Consider the following 17,215-nt stretch of genomic DNA (forward strand, 5'->3'; position numbering starts at 1 on the left):
AATGCTATCTTATGGAAACATGATCTTCTTCACGCACTTCTAAATGGGGAGCATGATGAACTGGTTGTAAACGTTGACGAATTTTGCCAATGATGATATAGAGAATTGGCACAATAAACAAACTCAAGAAAGTCGCTACAAACATTCCCCCAAATACAGCAGTACCCAGAGATTGACGACTCGCAGCACCCGCACCTGTAGCAGTTGCTAGGGGAAAAATTCCCAACAAAGTCGAAAAAGCAGTCATGAGAATGGGACGTAACCGACCTTGTGCTGCTTCTACTGCTGCTTTGGTAATTGATAAACCTTGCTGTTCTTGCAACTGGTTAGCAAATTCCACAATTAAAATTGCATTTTTACTGGCTAAACCAATTAACATGACTAACCCAACTTGGCAAAATACATCATTATTTAAACCTCTTAATGATTGTGATGCTAAAGCTCCCATAATAGCTAAGGGAACTGACAACATAATAATCAAAGGGTCAACATAGTTTTCATACTGAGCAGCTAATACTAAAAAGACGAAAAGTAAACCTAAACCAAAAATGATTGGTGCTTGTCCACCGGATTCTTTTTCCTGAGCAGCAATACCCGACCATTCATATCCCATGCTTGTGGGTAATATCTTTTTAGCTAGTTGTTCCATAGCTAAAGTTGCTTGTCCAGAACTAGTACCAGGAGCAGCAGAACCATTAATTTCAATGGAACGCAATAAGTTATAATGATTAATAGTTTGCGCTCCTGTTGTTGGCGTTAATTTCACTAAACTACTCAGAGGAATCATCTGATTAGTCTGAGAACGCACATTTAATAAACCGATATCATCAGGATTGGAACGAAACTGAGCATCTGCTTGAACATACACCCGATATGTGCGAGAAAGAAAATTAAAATCATTGACATATCGTGAACCCAAATAAGTTTGCAGGGTTTTAAAAATATCGTCAATGGAAACTTGCAGAGATTTCGCTTTATTCCGGTCAACTTCAATTAAGATTTGCGGTGTATTGGCGGTAAAGGTGCTAAATACAGCTTGCAATCCGGGGGTTTGATTTCCCTGCATCATGAACTGACCAACGGTTTGCAGCATGGAATTTAAGCTGTTAGTTCCCGCTATATCTTGTAACTGAAATTGGAAACCACTAAAACTACCTAAACCGCGAATTGCGGGGGGATTAACCGGGAAAACTCTAGCTTCGGTAATTCCTGAAAAGCTTTTTCTTAAATTACCAATAATTGCTTGGACTGATTGATTTGGTTGTTTACGTTCGTCCCAGGATTTGAGAGTTGTGAAAATTATGCCACTGTTAGCGGTGCTACCACTAAAACCAAAACCACCAATTGCAAATGTTCCTGTAACTTCTGGTAATTTGAGGATTGTTGCTTCTACCTCACTCATGACTTTACTGGTGTATTTGAGTGAAGAACCTTCTGGCCCTTGGATAATGGTAATGAAATAACCTTGGTCTTCGTCGGGGAGAAATGCTGTGGGTACGGTCATGTACAGCCAAGCAGTGAAACCTAATGAACCGATAAATAACAGGAGAACAATCGCTTTTATTTTTACCAAAAATTTTAAAGAGCGCTCATATCCCCAACCCATGGCTTCTAAAAACCAATTAATTCTACCAAATACCCAACCCAAAATCCCTCTAGGTGCGGGTCTTTGCCGCAACAACAAGGCAGAAAGAGAAGGGGTGAGGGTGAGAGCCAAAAATGTGGAAATGGCGATAGAAAAGGCAATTGTCAGGGCAAATTGTTTGTAAATTTGTCCAGTTGCACCGGGGAAAAAGGCGACAGGGACAAATACCGCCATTAATACTAGGGAAGTAGCAATTACTGCCCCAAATAGCTCTTCCATGGAGACTGAAGCCGCTTGACGGGGTGACATTCCTTGGTCTTGAATTAAGCGGGAGATATTTTCCACGACAATAATCGCGTCATCAACTACCATGCCGGTTGCGAGGGTTAAACCAAACATGGTTAAGGTGTTGACGGAAAAACCAAAGGCTTTGACGAAGGCAAACGTCCCCACTAAGGACAGAGGAATGGTGATCACAGGAATTAACGTAGTCCGCCAATCTTGTAGGAAAATAAAGATAACGAGAATTACCAGAGCGATCGCCTCTAAAAGAGTTTTTACCACTTCTGCCAAAGATTCTTCTACAATTGTAGTGGTGTCAAATGCCACTTGATATTTCATCCCTGGCGGAAAGCTTTGCGACAATTGCGCTATTTCCTTTTTGACTAAATTAGCCACGTCCAAAACATTACTTCCTGGTGCCGGAAATATCCCCAGTCCCACACCCTCATTCCCCTTAAACCGCAGAAATGAGCTATAGTTTTGCGCCCCCAATTCCGCCCTTCCCACATCTTTTAACTTAATCAAACTACCGTCACCAGCAGTTTTAATTACCACATTGTCAAATTCCTCAACTTCCGTCAGCCTACTAACTGCCCTCAAGTCAATTTGATACATTTGACCATCTACGGCTGGCTGTTGTCCAAGTTGTCCCGCACCTACTTGTAGGTTTTGTTCATTCAGGGCATCAATAACATCACCAGTAGTTAAATTCCGACTAGCCAATTTATTCGGGTCAAGCCATAGACGCATTGCATAGCGACGTTCCCCAAAAATCCGCGCCTCACTGACACCTTTAATCCGTTTGAGGGCATCTACCAGATATAAATCTGCATAATTACTTAAAAAGACATTATTTAAGGCTTTATTATCACTGTACAAACCGATCGCTAACAAAATATTGTTAGACTGTTTACTCACAGTCACTCCTGTTTGCTTCACCGATTCTGGTAACTGGGGTTGAGCGGAAGTAACACGGTTTTGCACATCAACGGCAGCAATATCCTTGTCCCGCGAAGCATCAAATGTGACAGTAATCGTACTACTGCCATCATTACTACTACTCGAAGTCATGTATTTAATGCCTTCGACACCGTTAATTTGCCGTTCTAAAATCGTTGTGACGGTACTTTCAACAATTTCCGCACTAGCACCAACATAATTAGAATTGACGATAATCTGCGTGGGACTAATTTCTGGATACTGGGCTGTAGGTAATGTGGGAATACTGATTGCACCAACAAGTAAAATGATAATAGCGCAGACGCTGGTAAATACAGGTCGCTTAATAAAGAAGTTAACAAACATAAATTGGTAATTGGTAATTGGTGATTAAAAAGATCCCCGACTTCTTGAAGAAGTCGGGGATCTTGCTATTGTCAATTTTCAGGAATTATTGGAAGTTCATCTCTGAGGTTTTGTATTCCTGAAATTATCAATTTTTCATCCCGTTGTAATCCCTCAATTACTTGATAATCATTCCCTTTAATCTTGCCTAACTTCACCTGTTTTTGTTTAGCTATTAATTGAGAAACACCTTGAGGAGATTTTCCAGTTTCGGCTACAAATACAAAGGTTTCCCCAGCAATTCGAGATATTGCTGTTGTGGGAACTAGCACGCCAGAACGTTGATTCCAAATCACTTTAGCCCGAATTAATTGATCGGCTCGTAGTTGCCCATTGTCATTGTTATAAAGTGCCTTAACTAATATTGATTGAGAGTTATTTGTAATATTGGGAGAAATAAAGAAAATACTACTATTGCCGATGATTTTACCCTGAGCGTTAATTAATTCAACTGGTAATCCTGGACGTAATTGTGTACCTTTTTCCAAAGGGACAGGAATTTTAACGTCCAAAGGTCGGTTTTGGGTAATAGTTGCTAATGGTGTGGAAGTATTCACAACATCCCCTACTTTAACGGGAATATCACCAACAGTTCCAGTGAAGGGAGCAGTAATTGTGTAATACTGAAGTTCAATTTGTTGTTGTTTAATATTGGCATCAGCTTGGACTAAGGATTTTTCTACCTGGGATATGGTAGCTATTTGAGCTTGAATACGGGAATCTATCGCCCCTAGTTGGGCTTTTGCCGTCGCTAGTTTGTTAGCATATAAATCTTGAGTCTGACGAGATACAGCCCCTTGTGCAGCTAATTCAGAATAGCGATTATAATCTTGTTGGTTTAAACGCACATCTGCGATATTTGCTAACCGTTCTGCTTGCAAAGATTTAAGAGTAGCGCGAACATTTTCTAGTTGCGCTTGTGAACCTCGACCAGCAGCAGATAAACTACTAACTGCGGCTTGTTGTTGTTGAGAATCTATTTGCAGAATCGCAGTCCCGGAGGAAACTGAATCTCCTGATTTGACGAATATTTGGGAAACTTGTCCTTGAATTCGCGGTTGGAGATTGACTGAACGCCGCGATTCTAAACTGGCTATATATTCCGTACTATCTTCAACTGTACCTGTTTGCACTGGTGATAGTTTAACTTTAACCCCTGGAGGTGGCGCATTAGCAACTGCTGGAGTTGGTTTTTCAGGATTTAGCAATTTCCATGCTATCCCGCTGACACCCCCAATCAATAACAGTGCGGCTAATACCAACCGCAGCCACCGATTTGACTTGGGAGGTGAGGGAGAAATGTCTTTAATATCGGTTTGAGGTTCAGGTAATGTCATGACTGATAACAAGTTGACGGAATGAATAGTTAAAAATCTATGTGTATGATATGAATTTTGAAACTTCTAATTTATGATGCACTGGCAAAAATATGTATTATCTAATTTAAATATACAGGCTTTACATTTTTTTACAATCAATCGGCAAAATAATTATCTTGATGATCAATTTCTGAATTTAGTCATAGAGAAAACATTATCTGTTTTAGCTCACCTCGAATATAGAAACAGCCTGATTTCCTTGTCGCTGTCTTGAACTCAGGATTTATGCCATTTAACAACTAGTAACTTTGTTCTATTGAATAAATGCTGATCAATGTTTGTTTCTCTTTGGCAAGTCGTACCCAGAAATAGGAAAATTGTCTAGGCTAATCTTTCCCTGGTTAGAATTTAATTTAAGCTGTTATTAACATCAAAATCAACATGATTAATAAATTGATACAACGGTTCTTGACTTTGGCTCTTATTTTTGCTGTTGTCCTTTTCTCCTGGGAAGTTCCTTTTGCTTTCGCAGATCACTTTTTTACTAACTCTGGAGAAATTAGGGATAATATCAAATTATCTGAATATGATTTTACTCCCCAAGAAAATCAAGAACTACAGGGGATTCGTCAGCGTCGAAATAAAGAAATTGCCGCAATTTTAGATTTATCTCAACGTAACTTGCTTGCTCACAAATTACATAATGGTAATAATATTGATCAAGCTTTAGAAGCAATAAATTTAAGTTCTCAACAACGAGAATTAGTAAATTCTATAAATGTCTTCACTAATTTAAAATTGAAGGGAATTTTCTCTCACCATGATTTACTTGACAGTCATAAATAAAGTTCAAAATTGGTAATAGTAAATTATTTCAGTTGTGAGAAATCTGAGTTTTTGCAACTGGTAATAAAAAGATAAAAACAATCACCAATTTTTTCAAAAACTCAATAAATTATGATTGATAAGATTGAATTGTGAGATTTGATGAAAGATTTTGTTGGAGAAATTGACTGAGTACGGTTATCAACTCTAGAAATCCCTCCCTATTTTCTCCCTAATAAAGATAAGACACGGTAGATTAGAGACAGCGTTACTTCTTCAAAACAGGGGAAGTCATCATCAAAATACAGTTGTCACAATAAATGTCTTATGAGTAAAAAACTACAAGGATTCCTCAAACCCCTATTTAAAACCGCCTTTATTCTTAGCTTAGTGCTAACTTTGGCGTTCAGTCATGCTAATGATGCCTTAGCAGCCCGCAGTGGTGGCAGAATCGGTGGTGGTTCTTTTAGAATGCCTTCTAGCCGTACCTACACACCCCGGACAAGTATGCCCGGTAATGGCGGCTACTATGCTCCCTATGGCGGTGGTTTCGGATTTCCGTTTCTTTTGCCCTTATGGGGTTTTGGTGGCGGTTTTGGCGGGTTGTTTGGGATTTTGATCTTTTTTGCCATGGCGAATTTTTTAGTGCAAACATTTCGCCGTGTTACCAGTGGAGAAACGGAAGAAGTCAGCTATAGCAGCAACCCTTCGGTGTCTGTCACCCGGTTACAAGTTGGTTTACTAGCCCAAGCAAGAGATTTACAACCCGAACTCAATCGAATTGCGGAAACTGCTGATACCAATAGCCCAGCGGGAAGAAGCGAAGTTTTACAAGAAGCTAGTTTGGCTTTATTGCGTCACCCTGAATATTGGGTATATGCAGGTGGTGGAACTCAACAAGCAAAGTTAAATTCCGCAGAATCACAATTTAATCGGTTATCTTTAGCCGAACGCAGTAAGTTTAGCGAAGAAACTCTTTCTAATGTGAATAATCAACTCAAGGCTGTTTGTCAGGAAGCTTTACCTGGTGAAGATAACCCGACTCGTTTGATTAGTGAAGGGCCAGGAGAATATATTATCGTCACCTTATTAGCAGCAACTTTGGGTAAATGTGAAATTCCCGCTATTAATAATGCTGATGATTTGCGTCAAGCTTTACGTCAAATTGGTAGTCTTGGTGGTGAACAACTGTTAGCAATTGAAGTTTTGTGGACTCCCCAAGCGTCAGGGGATACCCTAACATCAGATGATTTGTTTGCGGAATATCCTGATTTGAAGTTGGTTTAATTGGGAGTTTTGCAAAACTCATGTAGAGACGTTCATTGAAACTTCTCTACATTCTCTCAAACTCTCACTCTCTGAGACTCTGCGCCTGGAGCGTGTTAGCGAAGCGGGGCGAAGCCCAACAAACTCATTTAGGAAATTGTCCTTCTCGCACTTCCACAGCGTAATCTTGGACAGCTTTGGTAATTGTTTCTCGTAAGTTTGTATAAACCTTGGCGAATGGTGGTTGTTTTTCCGAAAGTCCGAGAATATCAGAAGTGACTAATACTTGACCATCACAGCTAGAACCTGCACCGATGCCAATGGTGGGAATACGGAGTTTTTGAGTAATTTGCAGCGCTAGTTTTGCAGGAATGTGTTCTAATACTATAGCAAAAACCCCGGCTTGTTCGAGAGCGATCGCTTCATGAAAAATTCTCTCACCTTCTTCCTGGGTTTTTCCCTGTTGTCGTAACCCTAATTGATGAATTGACTGGGGTGTTAATCCCACATGACCCATAACCGGAATCCCCGACTGCACTAACCGGGTAATGGTTTCTACCATTGCGGGATAGCCACCTTCTAATTTTACCGCTTGCGCCCCCGTTTCTTTCAACACTCTACCGGCGGAGTGCATAGCTTGGGAGATACTTTCTTGATAGGTCAAAAACGGTAAATCAACTACCATTAAAGCATTTTTGACCCCACGCCGCACAGCTTTAGCATGATGGATCATTTCATCTAAAGTTATTGGTAAGGTAGTTTCATAACCAAGGACGATGGCAAGAGAATCACCAACTAAGATCAAGTCTACACCAGCTAGATCCAAAAGTTGAGCGATCGCATAATCCCAGGCAGTTAACGCAACAATCGCCCTTCCCTGTTGTTTCCATTGAGTTAATTGTTGGGTAGTAACTGCCATAAATAATTGATAATTTATAATTGATAATTGTCAATTGTTAATTGTCAACTGATAATTGTCAATCTCTGGCAAATTTAACTGATGTCACGTTACGTCCGCGCAGGGGAGTTACAGACCTTAATACAATACCATTTTTTGGGTTAATCACTAACAATTGATTTGGCATTCCCGCCCAAATTAATCCTTGGGGACTGGGATTTTTGTCTGTATTATCAACCTTTTGGGCTATAGCTGGTGTGACTAAGTAGGTTGGCGTTGAAAATTGTCGTCATAGCACTAGGCAAGAGGCAATACTTCGACTTCGCTCAGTAACCAGAGGCAAGAGGCAAGAGTAAAGAAGTTTTCAGCGATTTTACATTTCTTTACACAGTTTGGTTTTATTGTGTTCACCTACTTATGCTTGGTAAAGCTATTAATCTCAGTAAATTTGCACGCATTTAGTTAAGTATATCCAGCTTGATATTATTTTTGCATATTCATTTAATTAGTTAGGCTATTTTAATCTTGAAATGCAAAGTCTCAGCCTAAATTTTACCATTTAATAAACTTCATCATGACTGCCAATATCTATCAATAAAATAACCATTTCTAATAACTCTTCATCTTCAGAGAAATTAAAGATAATTCTACAATCATAAGTAACAGAACAAGACCATAAACCCGCTAAATTTCCTCCTAACTTATGAGACTTCAAAGACGGTGTAAAGGGATCATCGGTCAAAAGCCTTAATACATTAACAATTTGATTTTTTAATTGCGGGGTTTTCTTGGTAATCTTCCTAAAAGACCGCTTGAATCCACTACTCCAGACAACTTCCATCATCATCTCCTAGTAAATCAGAGATTAAATCATCAACGCTTCCCCTCTTTGCTGTACCATCTTTAAAAGCTTGTTTAACTTCCTGAGCATTAGTTAAAATTTCAGCCCGCTTCTTCTCAATTCGTTGCTTTTGAAGAAACTCAAATAAATACTCTCTATCTTCTGTGGGTAATCTTTCAATAGAAGTAATAATTTCTTGTAACGTCAGCATAGAATCTCCTCTAAAACAACTCTCTGTTTCTATATTATCTCCCATTGAGCAAATTGCATGAGTAATTTACTTAGTATAAAACAGTAGCAATATATACTTGTCTTAAAGCTTTTAAGTACCAGCTACATCTACAGGTATTGCATAACTTTCAAGTGAATATTTACTTGAGATATACACAATTGTAAACAAATCTTCACAAAATGTTAAATCTTTATGTGATAACAAATTTAAATATATCAATTAACAAAATTCGCAAAATAACTTATTGAATTATTGATATATTGTGGGGTAAGCTACAAATTCCGTGATGTGCAGTTTCTTCTTTTCTTGCTCATCCCCTGACTAAACTTGTCTTCAGGAAAAATGCCTCATGATCCCTCCTTACCCGCTTTAGGTAAAGACATCAGGAAAAAAAGAGAGTTGCAGCAAACCAGCCTTAGGTCTGGAATGCGGCTTTCAGGCAAAAATCCGCAGACGGCTGAATCAAGCCAGTTGAGTAGGGTATGCAAACTCAAGATGAAAAGATTTTGTATTCTTGGGACGAAAAATAACTGGTAAACAATTTGTTGCAGTAGCAATTACCGCAACTTAATTCGTGCAGGAGTAATACTGCCACCATAGAAATTGATCGCCCCTAACTATAAGCAAAACTTATAATCTCATTAAGAATGAATTAAGAGTAGGAATGAGAAGAAGTGGCACATAACGTGATTTGATAGTAAAAAGAAAGACTTCTTGGAAGAAAAATATGTCTTACGCGCAAACTAAGACTCAGGCTAAGTCTGGGTATAAAGCTGGGGTTCAAGATTACAGACTAACTTATTACACACCTGATTACACTCCTAAAGATACAGATTTATTAGCAGCTTTCCGGATGACCCCCCAACCCGGAGTTCCTCCTGAAGAAGCTGGTGCGGCTGTAGCTGCTGAGTCTTCCACTGGTACTTGGACAACAGTATGGACAGACTTGCTCACCGACCTAGATCGCTACAAAGGTCGTTGTTACGACATCGAACCAGTTCCCGGTGAAGATAACCAATATATTTGTTATGTTGCTTATCCTTTGGACTTGTTTGAAGAAGGTTCTATCACCAACGTACTAACCTCCATCGTCGGTAACGTATTTGGTTTTAAAGCTTTACGGGCGTTACGTTTGGAAGACATTCGTTTCCCTGTAGCTTACATCAAGACTTTCCAAGGACCTCCTCACGGTATCCAAGTAGAGCGCGACAAATTGAACAAATACGGTCGTCCTCTGTTGGGTTGTACAATCAAGCCCAAATTAGGTCTTTCCGCTAAGAACTACGGACGCGCAGTTTATGAATGTTTACGTGGTGGTTTGGACTTCACCAAAGACGACGAAAACATCAACTCTGCTCCTTTCCAAAGATGGCGCGATCGCTTCTTGTTTGTATCTGAAGCTATCAACAAAGCACAAGCAGAAACCGGCGAAATCAAGGGTCACTACCTAAACGTTACCGCTCCTACCTGCGAACAAATGATCCAACGGGCTGAGTACGCTAAAGAACTCAAGCAGCCCATCATCATGCACGATTACCTGACCGCAGGTTTCACCGCTAACACCACATTATCTCGCTGGTGTCGTGATAACGGTATTCTGTTGCACATTCACCGTGCTATGCACGCTGTAATTGACCGTCAGAAGAACCACGGTATCCACTTCCGCGTATTGGCTAAAGCTCTCCGCTTGTCTGGTGGTGACCACATTCACACCGGTACAGTAGTTGGTAAGTTAGAAGGTGAACGGGGAATCACCATGGGCTTCGTTGACCTATTGCGTGAAAACTACATCGAGCAAGACAAGTCTCGTGGTATTTACTTTACCCAAGACTGGGCTTCCTTACCCGGTGTAATGGCAGTTGCTTCCGGTGGTATCCACGTATGGCATATGCCCGCGTTGGTAGAAATCTTTGGTGATGACTCCGTACTCCAATTCGGTGGTGGTACTCTCGGACATCCTTGGGGTAACGCTCCTGGTGCTACAGCTAACCGCGTAGCTCTAGAAGCAGTTGTTCAAGCTCGTAACGAAGGTCGCAACTTGGCTCGTGAAGGTAACGATATTATCCGCGAAGCTGCTAAGTGGTCTCCTGAGTTGGCTGTTGCTTGCGAACTGTGGAAAGAAATTAAGTTCGAGTTTGAAGCAATGGATACCGTCTGATAATTGAGGATTTGAGATTTTGGATTCATATACAATCCAAAATCTAAAAATCTAAAGGGCTGGGTCAAGCATGGATTTAAAGCAAATTGCGAAAGACACAGCCAAAACTCTCCAAAGCTACCTGACTTATCAGGCGTTGAGGACTGTATTGGCACAGCTAGGCGAAACAAATCCTCCTCTGGCACATTGGTTGCAAAACTTCTCCGCTGGCAAAATCCAAGACGGAGAAGCCTATATTGAGGAACTGTTTCTAGAAAAGTCAGATTTGGCTTTGCGGATTATGACTGTCAGGGAACATATAGCGGCGGAAGTGACAGAGTTTTTACCAGAAATGGTGATAACTGGCATTCAGCAAGCCAATATGGAACAGCGTCGCCAGCATCTCGAACGCATTACGCAACTAAGTTTATCAAGTCCCAGCCTCGAAATACCAAAGACAGACAATATCTGATTCTAATTTGGATAATTTATCTAATTAGTCAGTCAACCAAGTCATAAAAAATCTCCCCCCACTTATCAAAAACTATGCAAACTTTACCTAAAGAGCGTCGTTACGAAACCCTTTCTTATCTTCCCCCTCTGTCTGACGCGCAAATCGCCAAGCAAGTTCAGTACATCATCACACAAGGTTTCATTCCTGCAATTGAATTCAACGAAACTTCTGAACCTACAGAACTTTATTGGACAATGTGGAAGTTGCCTTTGTTCGGCGCTAAAACTACTCAAGAAGTATTGAGCGAAGTTCAAGGTTGCCGTTCTCAGTATGGTAACTGCTACATTCGTGTTGTTGGTTTTGACAACATCAAGCAGTGTCAAGTTATGAGCTTCCTTGTTCACAAACCCAGCAGATACTAAGAGCTAGTTAGCTAATAGTAATTTGATGAATTAAAAAGAGAGGTAGAGTTTTCTATCTCTCTTTTTTTTAGCGTTACATAATGGCTTTATGAATTATGTTTCGCGCAAAGGCACAAAGGAGCAAAGACGCAAAGGTAAGAGTTTTCAAAATTAACCATGGTTACGCCACTCAGGCTATCGGTGAGTTTCATTCTTTGATTCAGCAATACCCTTTTTTTTAGTTTTTGATAGAGAATAGAATTGTCGGTTGAGTCGCACATACAAAAGGCTAAAGGTGGTAATTATGCAACAAATTACTGTTAATGAAGCATCTCAACACTTGTCTGATTTAATTGAAGCCGCACTTGGTGGTGATGAAATTATCATCATGAAAGATAATCAACCTGTGGTGAAATTAATTCCTGTATTACCAGTTAAACACCGTCGTCAACCTGGTACTGCTAAAGGAATGGTAACAATGGCTGATGATTTTGATGCACCTTTAGAAGATTTTCAGGAATATATGTGATGATGTTTTTGATAGATACACATACATTTATTTGGTATGTAACAGATAACTCTCGACTTAGTAATCAAGTTTTAGAATTGATTAACGATGAGAATAATCAGATTTTTTTGAGTATAGCTAGTGTTTGGGAAATGGGAATTAAACACGGGTTAGGAAAGCTAACGTTTAATCTTCCATTTGAGACATTTATCACGCAGCAAATTAGTATTAATGACTTCACGGTGTTAGATATAAAAATCAGTCATATTACGGCTATTACTCAATTACCTTTACATCATCGTGATCCTTTTGACAGAATGTTAATTGCACAGGCTATGGTAGAAAATATGCCTATAATCAGTGCTGATAAAATTTTTGATGTCTATCCCATACAGCGTTTATAGTAATGCTGAATGTGGGTTTAATCAATATGAAGTCTCCTTAATCTGGGCATCTAGTGAAACCTGGATTTAATAACTGCATAACTTTTGATGGCGATCGCCTCCGGTGGACGGAATGCGATCGCTCATATACTAAACACGGGTGAGATTTAAACTTTTGCCAAATGACAAAGAACCCAGATGTGTAGGGGTTTAGCAGTGCTAAACCCCTAAGTTTAGAATCAAACAATCAAGCCGTTTTGAGTATAATATCTTAGGAAACTGCTGTATTAAAGTGATTTGGGTGAAAATAGCTCCCCAATTACAAAAGGAGAGCTTAGGCACTTAGATAAAGAAGCTACTAACAGCAATAGTACCCAAAGCTGGTAATGTACCACTGGATCCTGTGATATTCACCAATAGGTCATTACTAGATTGGAAGCCAGCCACACCATCATTAATGACTAAATAAGTTCCGGCAATACCAGAAGTGGTGACACTGACTAAAGCTGCACTACTTACACCTAAAGCCTGATTATCAGTTAATGCTCCATTAGCATCAGTAAATACACTATTGACCACATTTGTTAAGGTAGTGTCTGTACTATTAGCAGCACGAGTGAAGGCAGTGGGAGCATTCATAGCTACACCCAGGGAGGTCAACAGGTCAATTTTATCAGTGCCAATGGCAAAGTCGGTAATTCGGTCTGCTCCTGATACTGGGGATTGTCCAAATTGGAAAACCAAGGTATCGCTTCCTATTCCACCTGTGAGGGTGTCTGCACCAGCACCACCGTTAAGAAGATCGTTACCAGTACCACCGTTAAGAAGATCGTTACCAGCATTTCCTGTGAGGGTATTATTGCCACTATTACCTGTTAATGAATTGTCACCTGCATTCCCAGTACCATTAATAACAGCTGTTCCTGTTAAGGTCAGATTTTCGATGTTGGGGAAAACCGTTAAATCAAAGGTAACAGAAGATTGAATGATATCTGTTCCTTCTCCTGAGTTTTCAGTAATGGTATCAGTAGTGCTATCTACGACATAAATATCATCACCTAAACCACCAATTAAGGTATCAATGCCAGCGGCACCGTTAAGAGTATCGTTACCAGCATTTCCTGTGAGGATATTATTGCCTGTGTTGCCAGTGAGGCTATTATTGAGGTCGTTGCCTGTACCATTGAGGTTAGCACTTCCCGTAAGCGTAAGATTTTCAACGTTATCGGCCAGGGTGTAGGAAATGGAAGCATTAACCCTATCAGTTCCCTCACTGGGGTTTTCTACTACCACATCACCCGCATTATTCACAGTATAGGTGTCGTTGCCAGCTAAACCTATCAAACAATCAGCATTTATAGTACCACTGAGAGTATCATTACCAGAAGTACCGATCACTGGGAGAGTCGGTTGACTACCATCATCATTTAAAATGATGCCTGTGGCACTGCGAGTACCGATAGTAGATCGGGAGGGAGTAGACAAATAAACCGTAAAAGTTTCGTTGGATTCAATGGCGCTGTCTCCTCTGACCCGCACTCTTATTTCCTTGCTGGTTTCTCCTGGTAAAAAGGTGAGGCTTTCTCCTGGTGGAATTGCCCCACCAAAAAAATCGGTGGAGTTAACGGGGTTATCACCAGACGGGGTAATAAACCAATCTACTGTGCTTGTACCACTAGCGTCCCCTGTCCGAGTGACAGTAAATACAAATGACTTGTTATCTGAGTCGCCCTCCGTTTGTATCCTAGATGTAGATGTACTAGTGATGTTTAGGACAGCATTACTGGCGATATACTTAAAATAGCTACCAGTGAGGTTAAATTGCAATGAGTTGATTAAACCCTGGGTATTTTCTAAAACAGCAATCAGTTCATCAGGTTCGCTATCAGGTTTATTGATGTAGAGGTTAATGTTATTACCTGAAACTGTGGTCGTATAATCACTACTGGAACCCAAAAGCTGAATGATATCTTCCAGGGGATTAAAGTCTTTGATGATCAGGTAGTCACTTGTACCAGCAGTGGTACTATTATAGTCATCATAACCAATCCATGTGGCATCGCCGAGAATAAAAGTGTCCTCTCCTGTTCCCCCAGTGACTGTATCTACAGTACCTAAACCTGGTTTGGCGACATTGGGATTTACTGGTATGATAGTATCACTTCCATCTCCACCCGCGATATTATCATTTCCTTCACCCCCGATGAGCTTGTCATCTCCACTGTAGCCTCTGAGGTAGTCTGCGTAAGCTGTCCCGGTAATCTCAAATGTCTCTATATTGCTAAAGGACAATAGGGGGCTATTCGCTCTCCAACCATAATAGTAGTAGCCTCTATAATCATGAAAGGCACTATTTGACCAATATCCATTGGACACTCCCAATCCATCTGTACCTAATCCGCTAAAGGTTGCACTGCTATAATCCACAATTAGAGTGTCAGTGCCACCCCCACCGTTAAAGCTGCCATTGCTGACCAATAAATTACCAGTGGCAATAGTGGTGTCATAACCACTGCCTAGAGTCACAGTGGAGATATTCTCAAAATTGTTAATACGGGTATTATTATCCCCACTTAACTGTTCTGTAACTCTTAAATTCAGAACTAAATCTACATCTAAACTGCTCAGGTCTAGGCTTTGTAGGGTGTCGTTGCCTTCTCCCCCGTCAATGCTGTCTCCAGCTTTAGCACTGACTACTGTGTCATCCCCTTTTCCTCCACGGATAAGATGACGACCTGTGCCACCATCAATGGTATCATTGCCATCACCACCCTCAATTTCGTCATTTCCACCTTCCCCTTTCAGGGTGTCGTTGCCATCACCACCTCTGATGAGGTCATTCCCATCTCCTCCCGCGATATCATCATTCCCCTCACCCCCGATGAGCTTGTCATCTCCACTGTAGCCTCTGAGGTAGTCTGCGTAAGCTGTCCCGGTAATCTCAAATGTCTCTATATTGCTAAAGGACAATAGTGGGCTATTCGCTCTCCAACCATAATAGTAGTAGCCTCTATAATCATGAAAGGCACTATTTGACCAATATCCATTGGACACTCCCAATCCATCTGTACCTAATCCGCTAAAGGTTGCACTGCTATAATCCACAATTAGTCTGTCAGTGCCACCCCCAGCGTTAATACTGCCATTGCTGACCAATAAATTACTAGTGGCAATAGTGGTGTCATGACCACTGCCTAGAGTCACAGAGGAAATATTCTCAAAATTGTTAATACGGGTATTATTATCCCCACTTACCTGTTCTGTAGCTCTTAAATCCAGAACTAAATTTACACCTAAACTGCTCAGGTCTAAGCTTTGTAGAGTGTCGTTGCCTCCTTCCCCGTCAATGCTGTCTCCAGCTTTGGCACCAGCTACTGTGTCATTCCCTGTTCCTCCACGGATAACATGACGGCCTGTGCCACCATCAATGGTATCATTGCCATCACCACCCTCAATTTCGTCATTTCCACCTTCCCCTTTCAGGGTGTCGTTGCCATCACCACCTCTGATGAGGTCATTCCCATCTCCTCCCGCGATATCATCATTTCCCTCACCCCCAATGAGCTTGTCATCTCCACTGTAGCCTCTGAGGTAATCTGCGTAAGCTGTCCCGGTAATCTCAAATGTCTCTATATTGCTAAAGGACAATAGTGGGCTATTCGCTCTCCAACCATAATAGTAGTAGCCTCTATAATCATGAAAGGCACTATTTGACCAATATCCATTGGACACTCCCAATCCATCTGTACCTAATCCACTAAAGGTTGCACTGCTATAATTCACAATTAGAGTGTCAGTGCCACCCCCACCGTCATATATCTTGTTGCTGACTAGATTACTGCCCGTCGCTTCAAACTGATCATTCCCGTTGGTAATCGTTCCAGTCAATTCTGTGGTCGTGCCAATGATATAATCTGTCGCTGTTGCCAGGGTTAAGATGATAGTCTCGTCATTTTCTTGAATGTTGTCCTCAAGAGGAGAAATTGTTAGGGTAACTGTATCCGCTCCAGCCGCAAAGGAAACTGTTCCGGTAGTGGCAGTATGGGATGTGGCACCAGTCTGACTATAGTCTGTGTTGAATATAGCTGAACCTGATACGGTGTAATTGACGGTTAACGCACTGGTGATATTGCCTGTTCGGGTGAAGGTGTAGAGAATATTCCCTCCACTATGTTCTGCTACTTTCTTCGGAGAAGTAGCTAATGTGACTATTGGTTTTGTCGTTACATCAGTAGTATCAATAGCTATTGACCATCCGCCCGCGATGTTGCCGATGTCTACCCCTGTATCGTCCACTACATACAGATTCCATGTACCATTGGGGATGGTGTTGTTAAATACGGAAAAATCTATTCCATAGTCACCACTGGGAGCAGGAGAATTATTAAATCTGTCATCTGTTTCATAGTCTGTGGCTCGATAACTACCACTGCTGATCTGACCTTGATCCGGCAGAAAATCACTGGCATTGGGGTCAAAGGTTAAGGTGACATTGTTTAAGTCCCAAGACCAACCTGCATCTGACATTAACAAGATATTGGCACCTGTAGGACCTATCAGTAGAATATCAAGGTCATCGGGATAAGTATGACTAATATTGCTTAGGGTTACTTTCAAACTCGTAATTGTGCCATTTAACCCGGAGACGTTGATACTTGAGGGGTAGGTTGTTGCTGCTCCACCATTAGGAATGGTAATTTCATTGGGATTAGTGAAAACTAGATTTTGCTGACTCATTTT

Annotated in this window: 12 protein-coding genes and 2 pseudogenes; 7 read left to right on the plus strand and 7 right to left on the minus strand. The window is 40.9% G+C overall.

What is annotated here, in order from left to right; translation table 11 throughout:
• Nucleotides 1-4 precede the first annotated feature (4 nt).
• Together ANA_RS06570 and ANA_RS06575 are read right to left on the minus strand one after the other, a co-directional pair.
• Nucleotides 5-3,172, minus strand: coding sequence for an efflux RND transporter permease subunit (locus ANA_RS06570; protein WP_015079270.1), 3,168 nt, complete (start codon nucleotides 3,170-3,172; stop codon nucleotides 5-7).
• 71 nt (nucleotides 3,173-3,243) lie between these two features.
• The gene (locus tag ANA_RS06575) at nucleotides 3,244-4,548 is read right to left on the minus strand and encodes an efflux RND transporter periplasmic adaptor subunit (RefSeq protein ID WP_015079271.1); all 1,305 of its coding nucleotides are present in this window, start codon (nucleotides 4,546-4,548) and stop codon (nucleotides 3,244-3,246) included.
• A 423-nt stretch (nucleotides 4,549-4,971) separates the two neighbouring features.
• Between ANA_RS06575 and ANA_RS06580 the strand changes: the two genes are divergently transcribed.
• Nucleotides 4,972-5,376 carry a hypothetical protein gene (locus tag ANA_RS06580; protein WP_015079273.1) on the plus strand — a complete coding sequence of 135 codons (405 nt, stop codon included), beginning with the start codon at nucleotides 4,972-4,974 and terminating at the stop codon, nucleotides 5,374-5,376.
• 306 nt (nucleotides 5,377-5,682) lie between these two features.
• Nucleotides 5,683-6,642, plus strand: a complete 960-nt coding sequence (locus ANA_RS06585; protein WP_015079274.1) for a DUF1517 domain-containing protein — start codon at nucleotides 5,683-5,685, stop codon at nucleotides 6,640-6,642.
• 124 nt (nucleotides 6,643-6,766) lie between these two features.
• Here ANA_RS06585 and panB read toward each other — a convergent pair whose 3' ends face one another.
• The 4 genes and pseudogenes from panB to ANA_RS06600 form a co-directional block, all read right to left on the minus strand.
• Nucleotides 6,767-7,540, minus strand: a complete 774-nt coding sequence (gene panB, locus ANA_RS06590; RefSeq protein WP_015079275.1) for a 3-methyl-2-oxobutanoate hydroxymethyltransferase — start codon at nucleotides 7,538-7,540, stop codon at nucleotides 6,767-6,769.
• Nucleotides 7,541-7,601: 61 nt separating this feature from the next.
• Nucleotides 7,602-7,733, minus strand: a pseudogene (locus ANA_RS27440) (transcriptional regulator); the annotation flags it as partial.
• 345 nt (nucleotides 7,734-8,078) lie between these two features.
• Entirely contained in the window at nucleotides 8,079-8,360 is a 282-nt protein-coding gene (locus ANA_RS06595; RefSeq protein WP_015079277.1) for a type II toxin-antitoxin system RelE/ParE family toxin, read from the minus strand.
• On the minus strand, nucleotides 8,341-8,571 hold the full coding sequence (locus tag ANA_RS06600) for a hypothetical protein (protein WP_015079278.1): 231 nt from the start codon (nucleotides 8,569-8,571) through the stop codon (nucleotides 8,341-8,343). The genes ANA_RS06595 and ANA_RS06600 overlap by 20 nt, the downstream gene beginning before the upstream one ends.
• 748 nt (nucleotides 8,572-9,319) lie before the next feature.
• Between ANA_RS06600 and ANA_RS06605 the strand changes: the two genes are divergently transcribed.
• From ANA_RS06605 to ANA_RS06625, 5 genes and pseudogenes are all read left to right on the plus strand, one after another.
• Complete coding sequence (locus ANA_RS06605) at nucleotides 9,320-10,750, plus strand: form I ribulose bisphosphate carboxylase large subunit (protein WP_015079279.1); 1,431 nt, start codon at nucleotides 9,320-9,322, stop codon at nucleotides 10,748-10,750.
• A 70-nt stretch (nucleotides 10,751-10,820) separates the two neighbouring features.
• Nucleotides 10,821-11,229, plus strand: a pseudogene (locus tag ANA_RS06610) (chaperonin family protein RbcX).
• 46 nt (nucleotides 11,230-11,275) lie between these two features.
• A complete protein-coding gene (locus ANA_RS06615; protein ID WP_015079281.1) occupies nucleotides 11,276-11,605 on the plus strand; it encodes a ribulose bisphosphate carboxylase small subunit in 330 nt (109 codons plus the stop codon).
• Between the two features lie 283 nt (nucleotides 11,606-11,888).
• On the plus strand, nucleotides 11,889-12,113 hold the full coding sequence (locus ANA_RS06620) for a type II toxin-antitoxin system Phd/YefM family antitoxin (protein ID WP_015079282.1): 225 nt from the start codon (nucleotides 11,889-11,891) through the stop codon (nucleotides 12,111-12,113).
• Entirely contained in the window at nucleotides 12,113-12,496 is a 384-nt protein-coding gene (locus ANA_RS06625; protein WP_015079283.1) for a type II toxin-antitoxin system VapC family toxin, read from the plus strand. The genes ANA_RS06620 and ANA_RS06625 overlap by 1 nt, the downstream gene beginning before the upstream one ends.
• A gap of 321 nt (nucleotides 12,497-12,817) precedes the next feature.
• On the opposite strand, the gene ANA_RS06630 is transcribed toward ANA_RS06625, so the two are convergent.
• Nucleotides 12,818-17,212 (minus strand): beta strand repeat-containing protein, encoded by a 4,395-nt coding sequence (locus ANA_RS06630; RefSeq protein WP_015079284.1) that lies wholly within the window; start codon nucleotides 17,210-17,212, stop codon nucleotides 12,818-12,820.
• Nucleotides 17,213-17,215 lie beyond the last annotated feature (3 nt).

Source organism: Anabaena sp. 90 (assembly GCF_000312705.1).
GTDB lineage: Bacteria > Cyanobacteriota > Cyanobacteriia > Cyanobacteriales > Nostocaceae > Dolichospermum > Dolichospermum lemmermannii.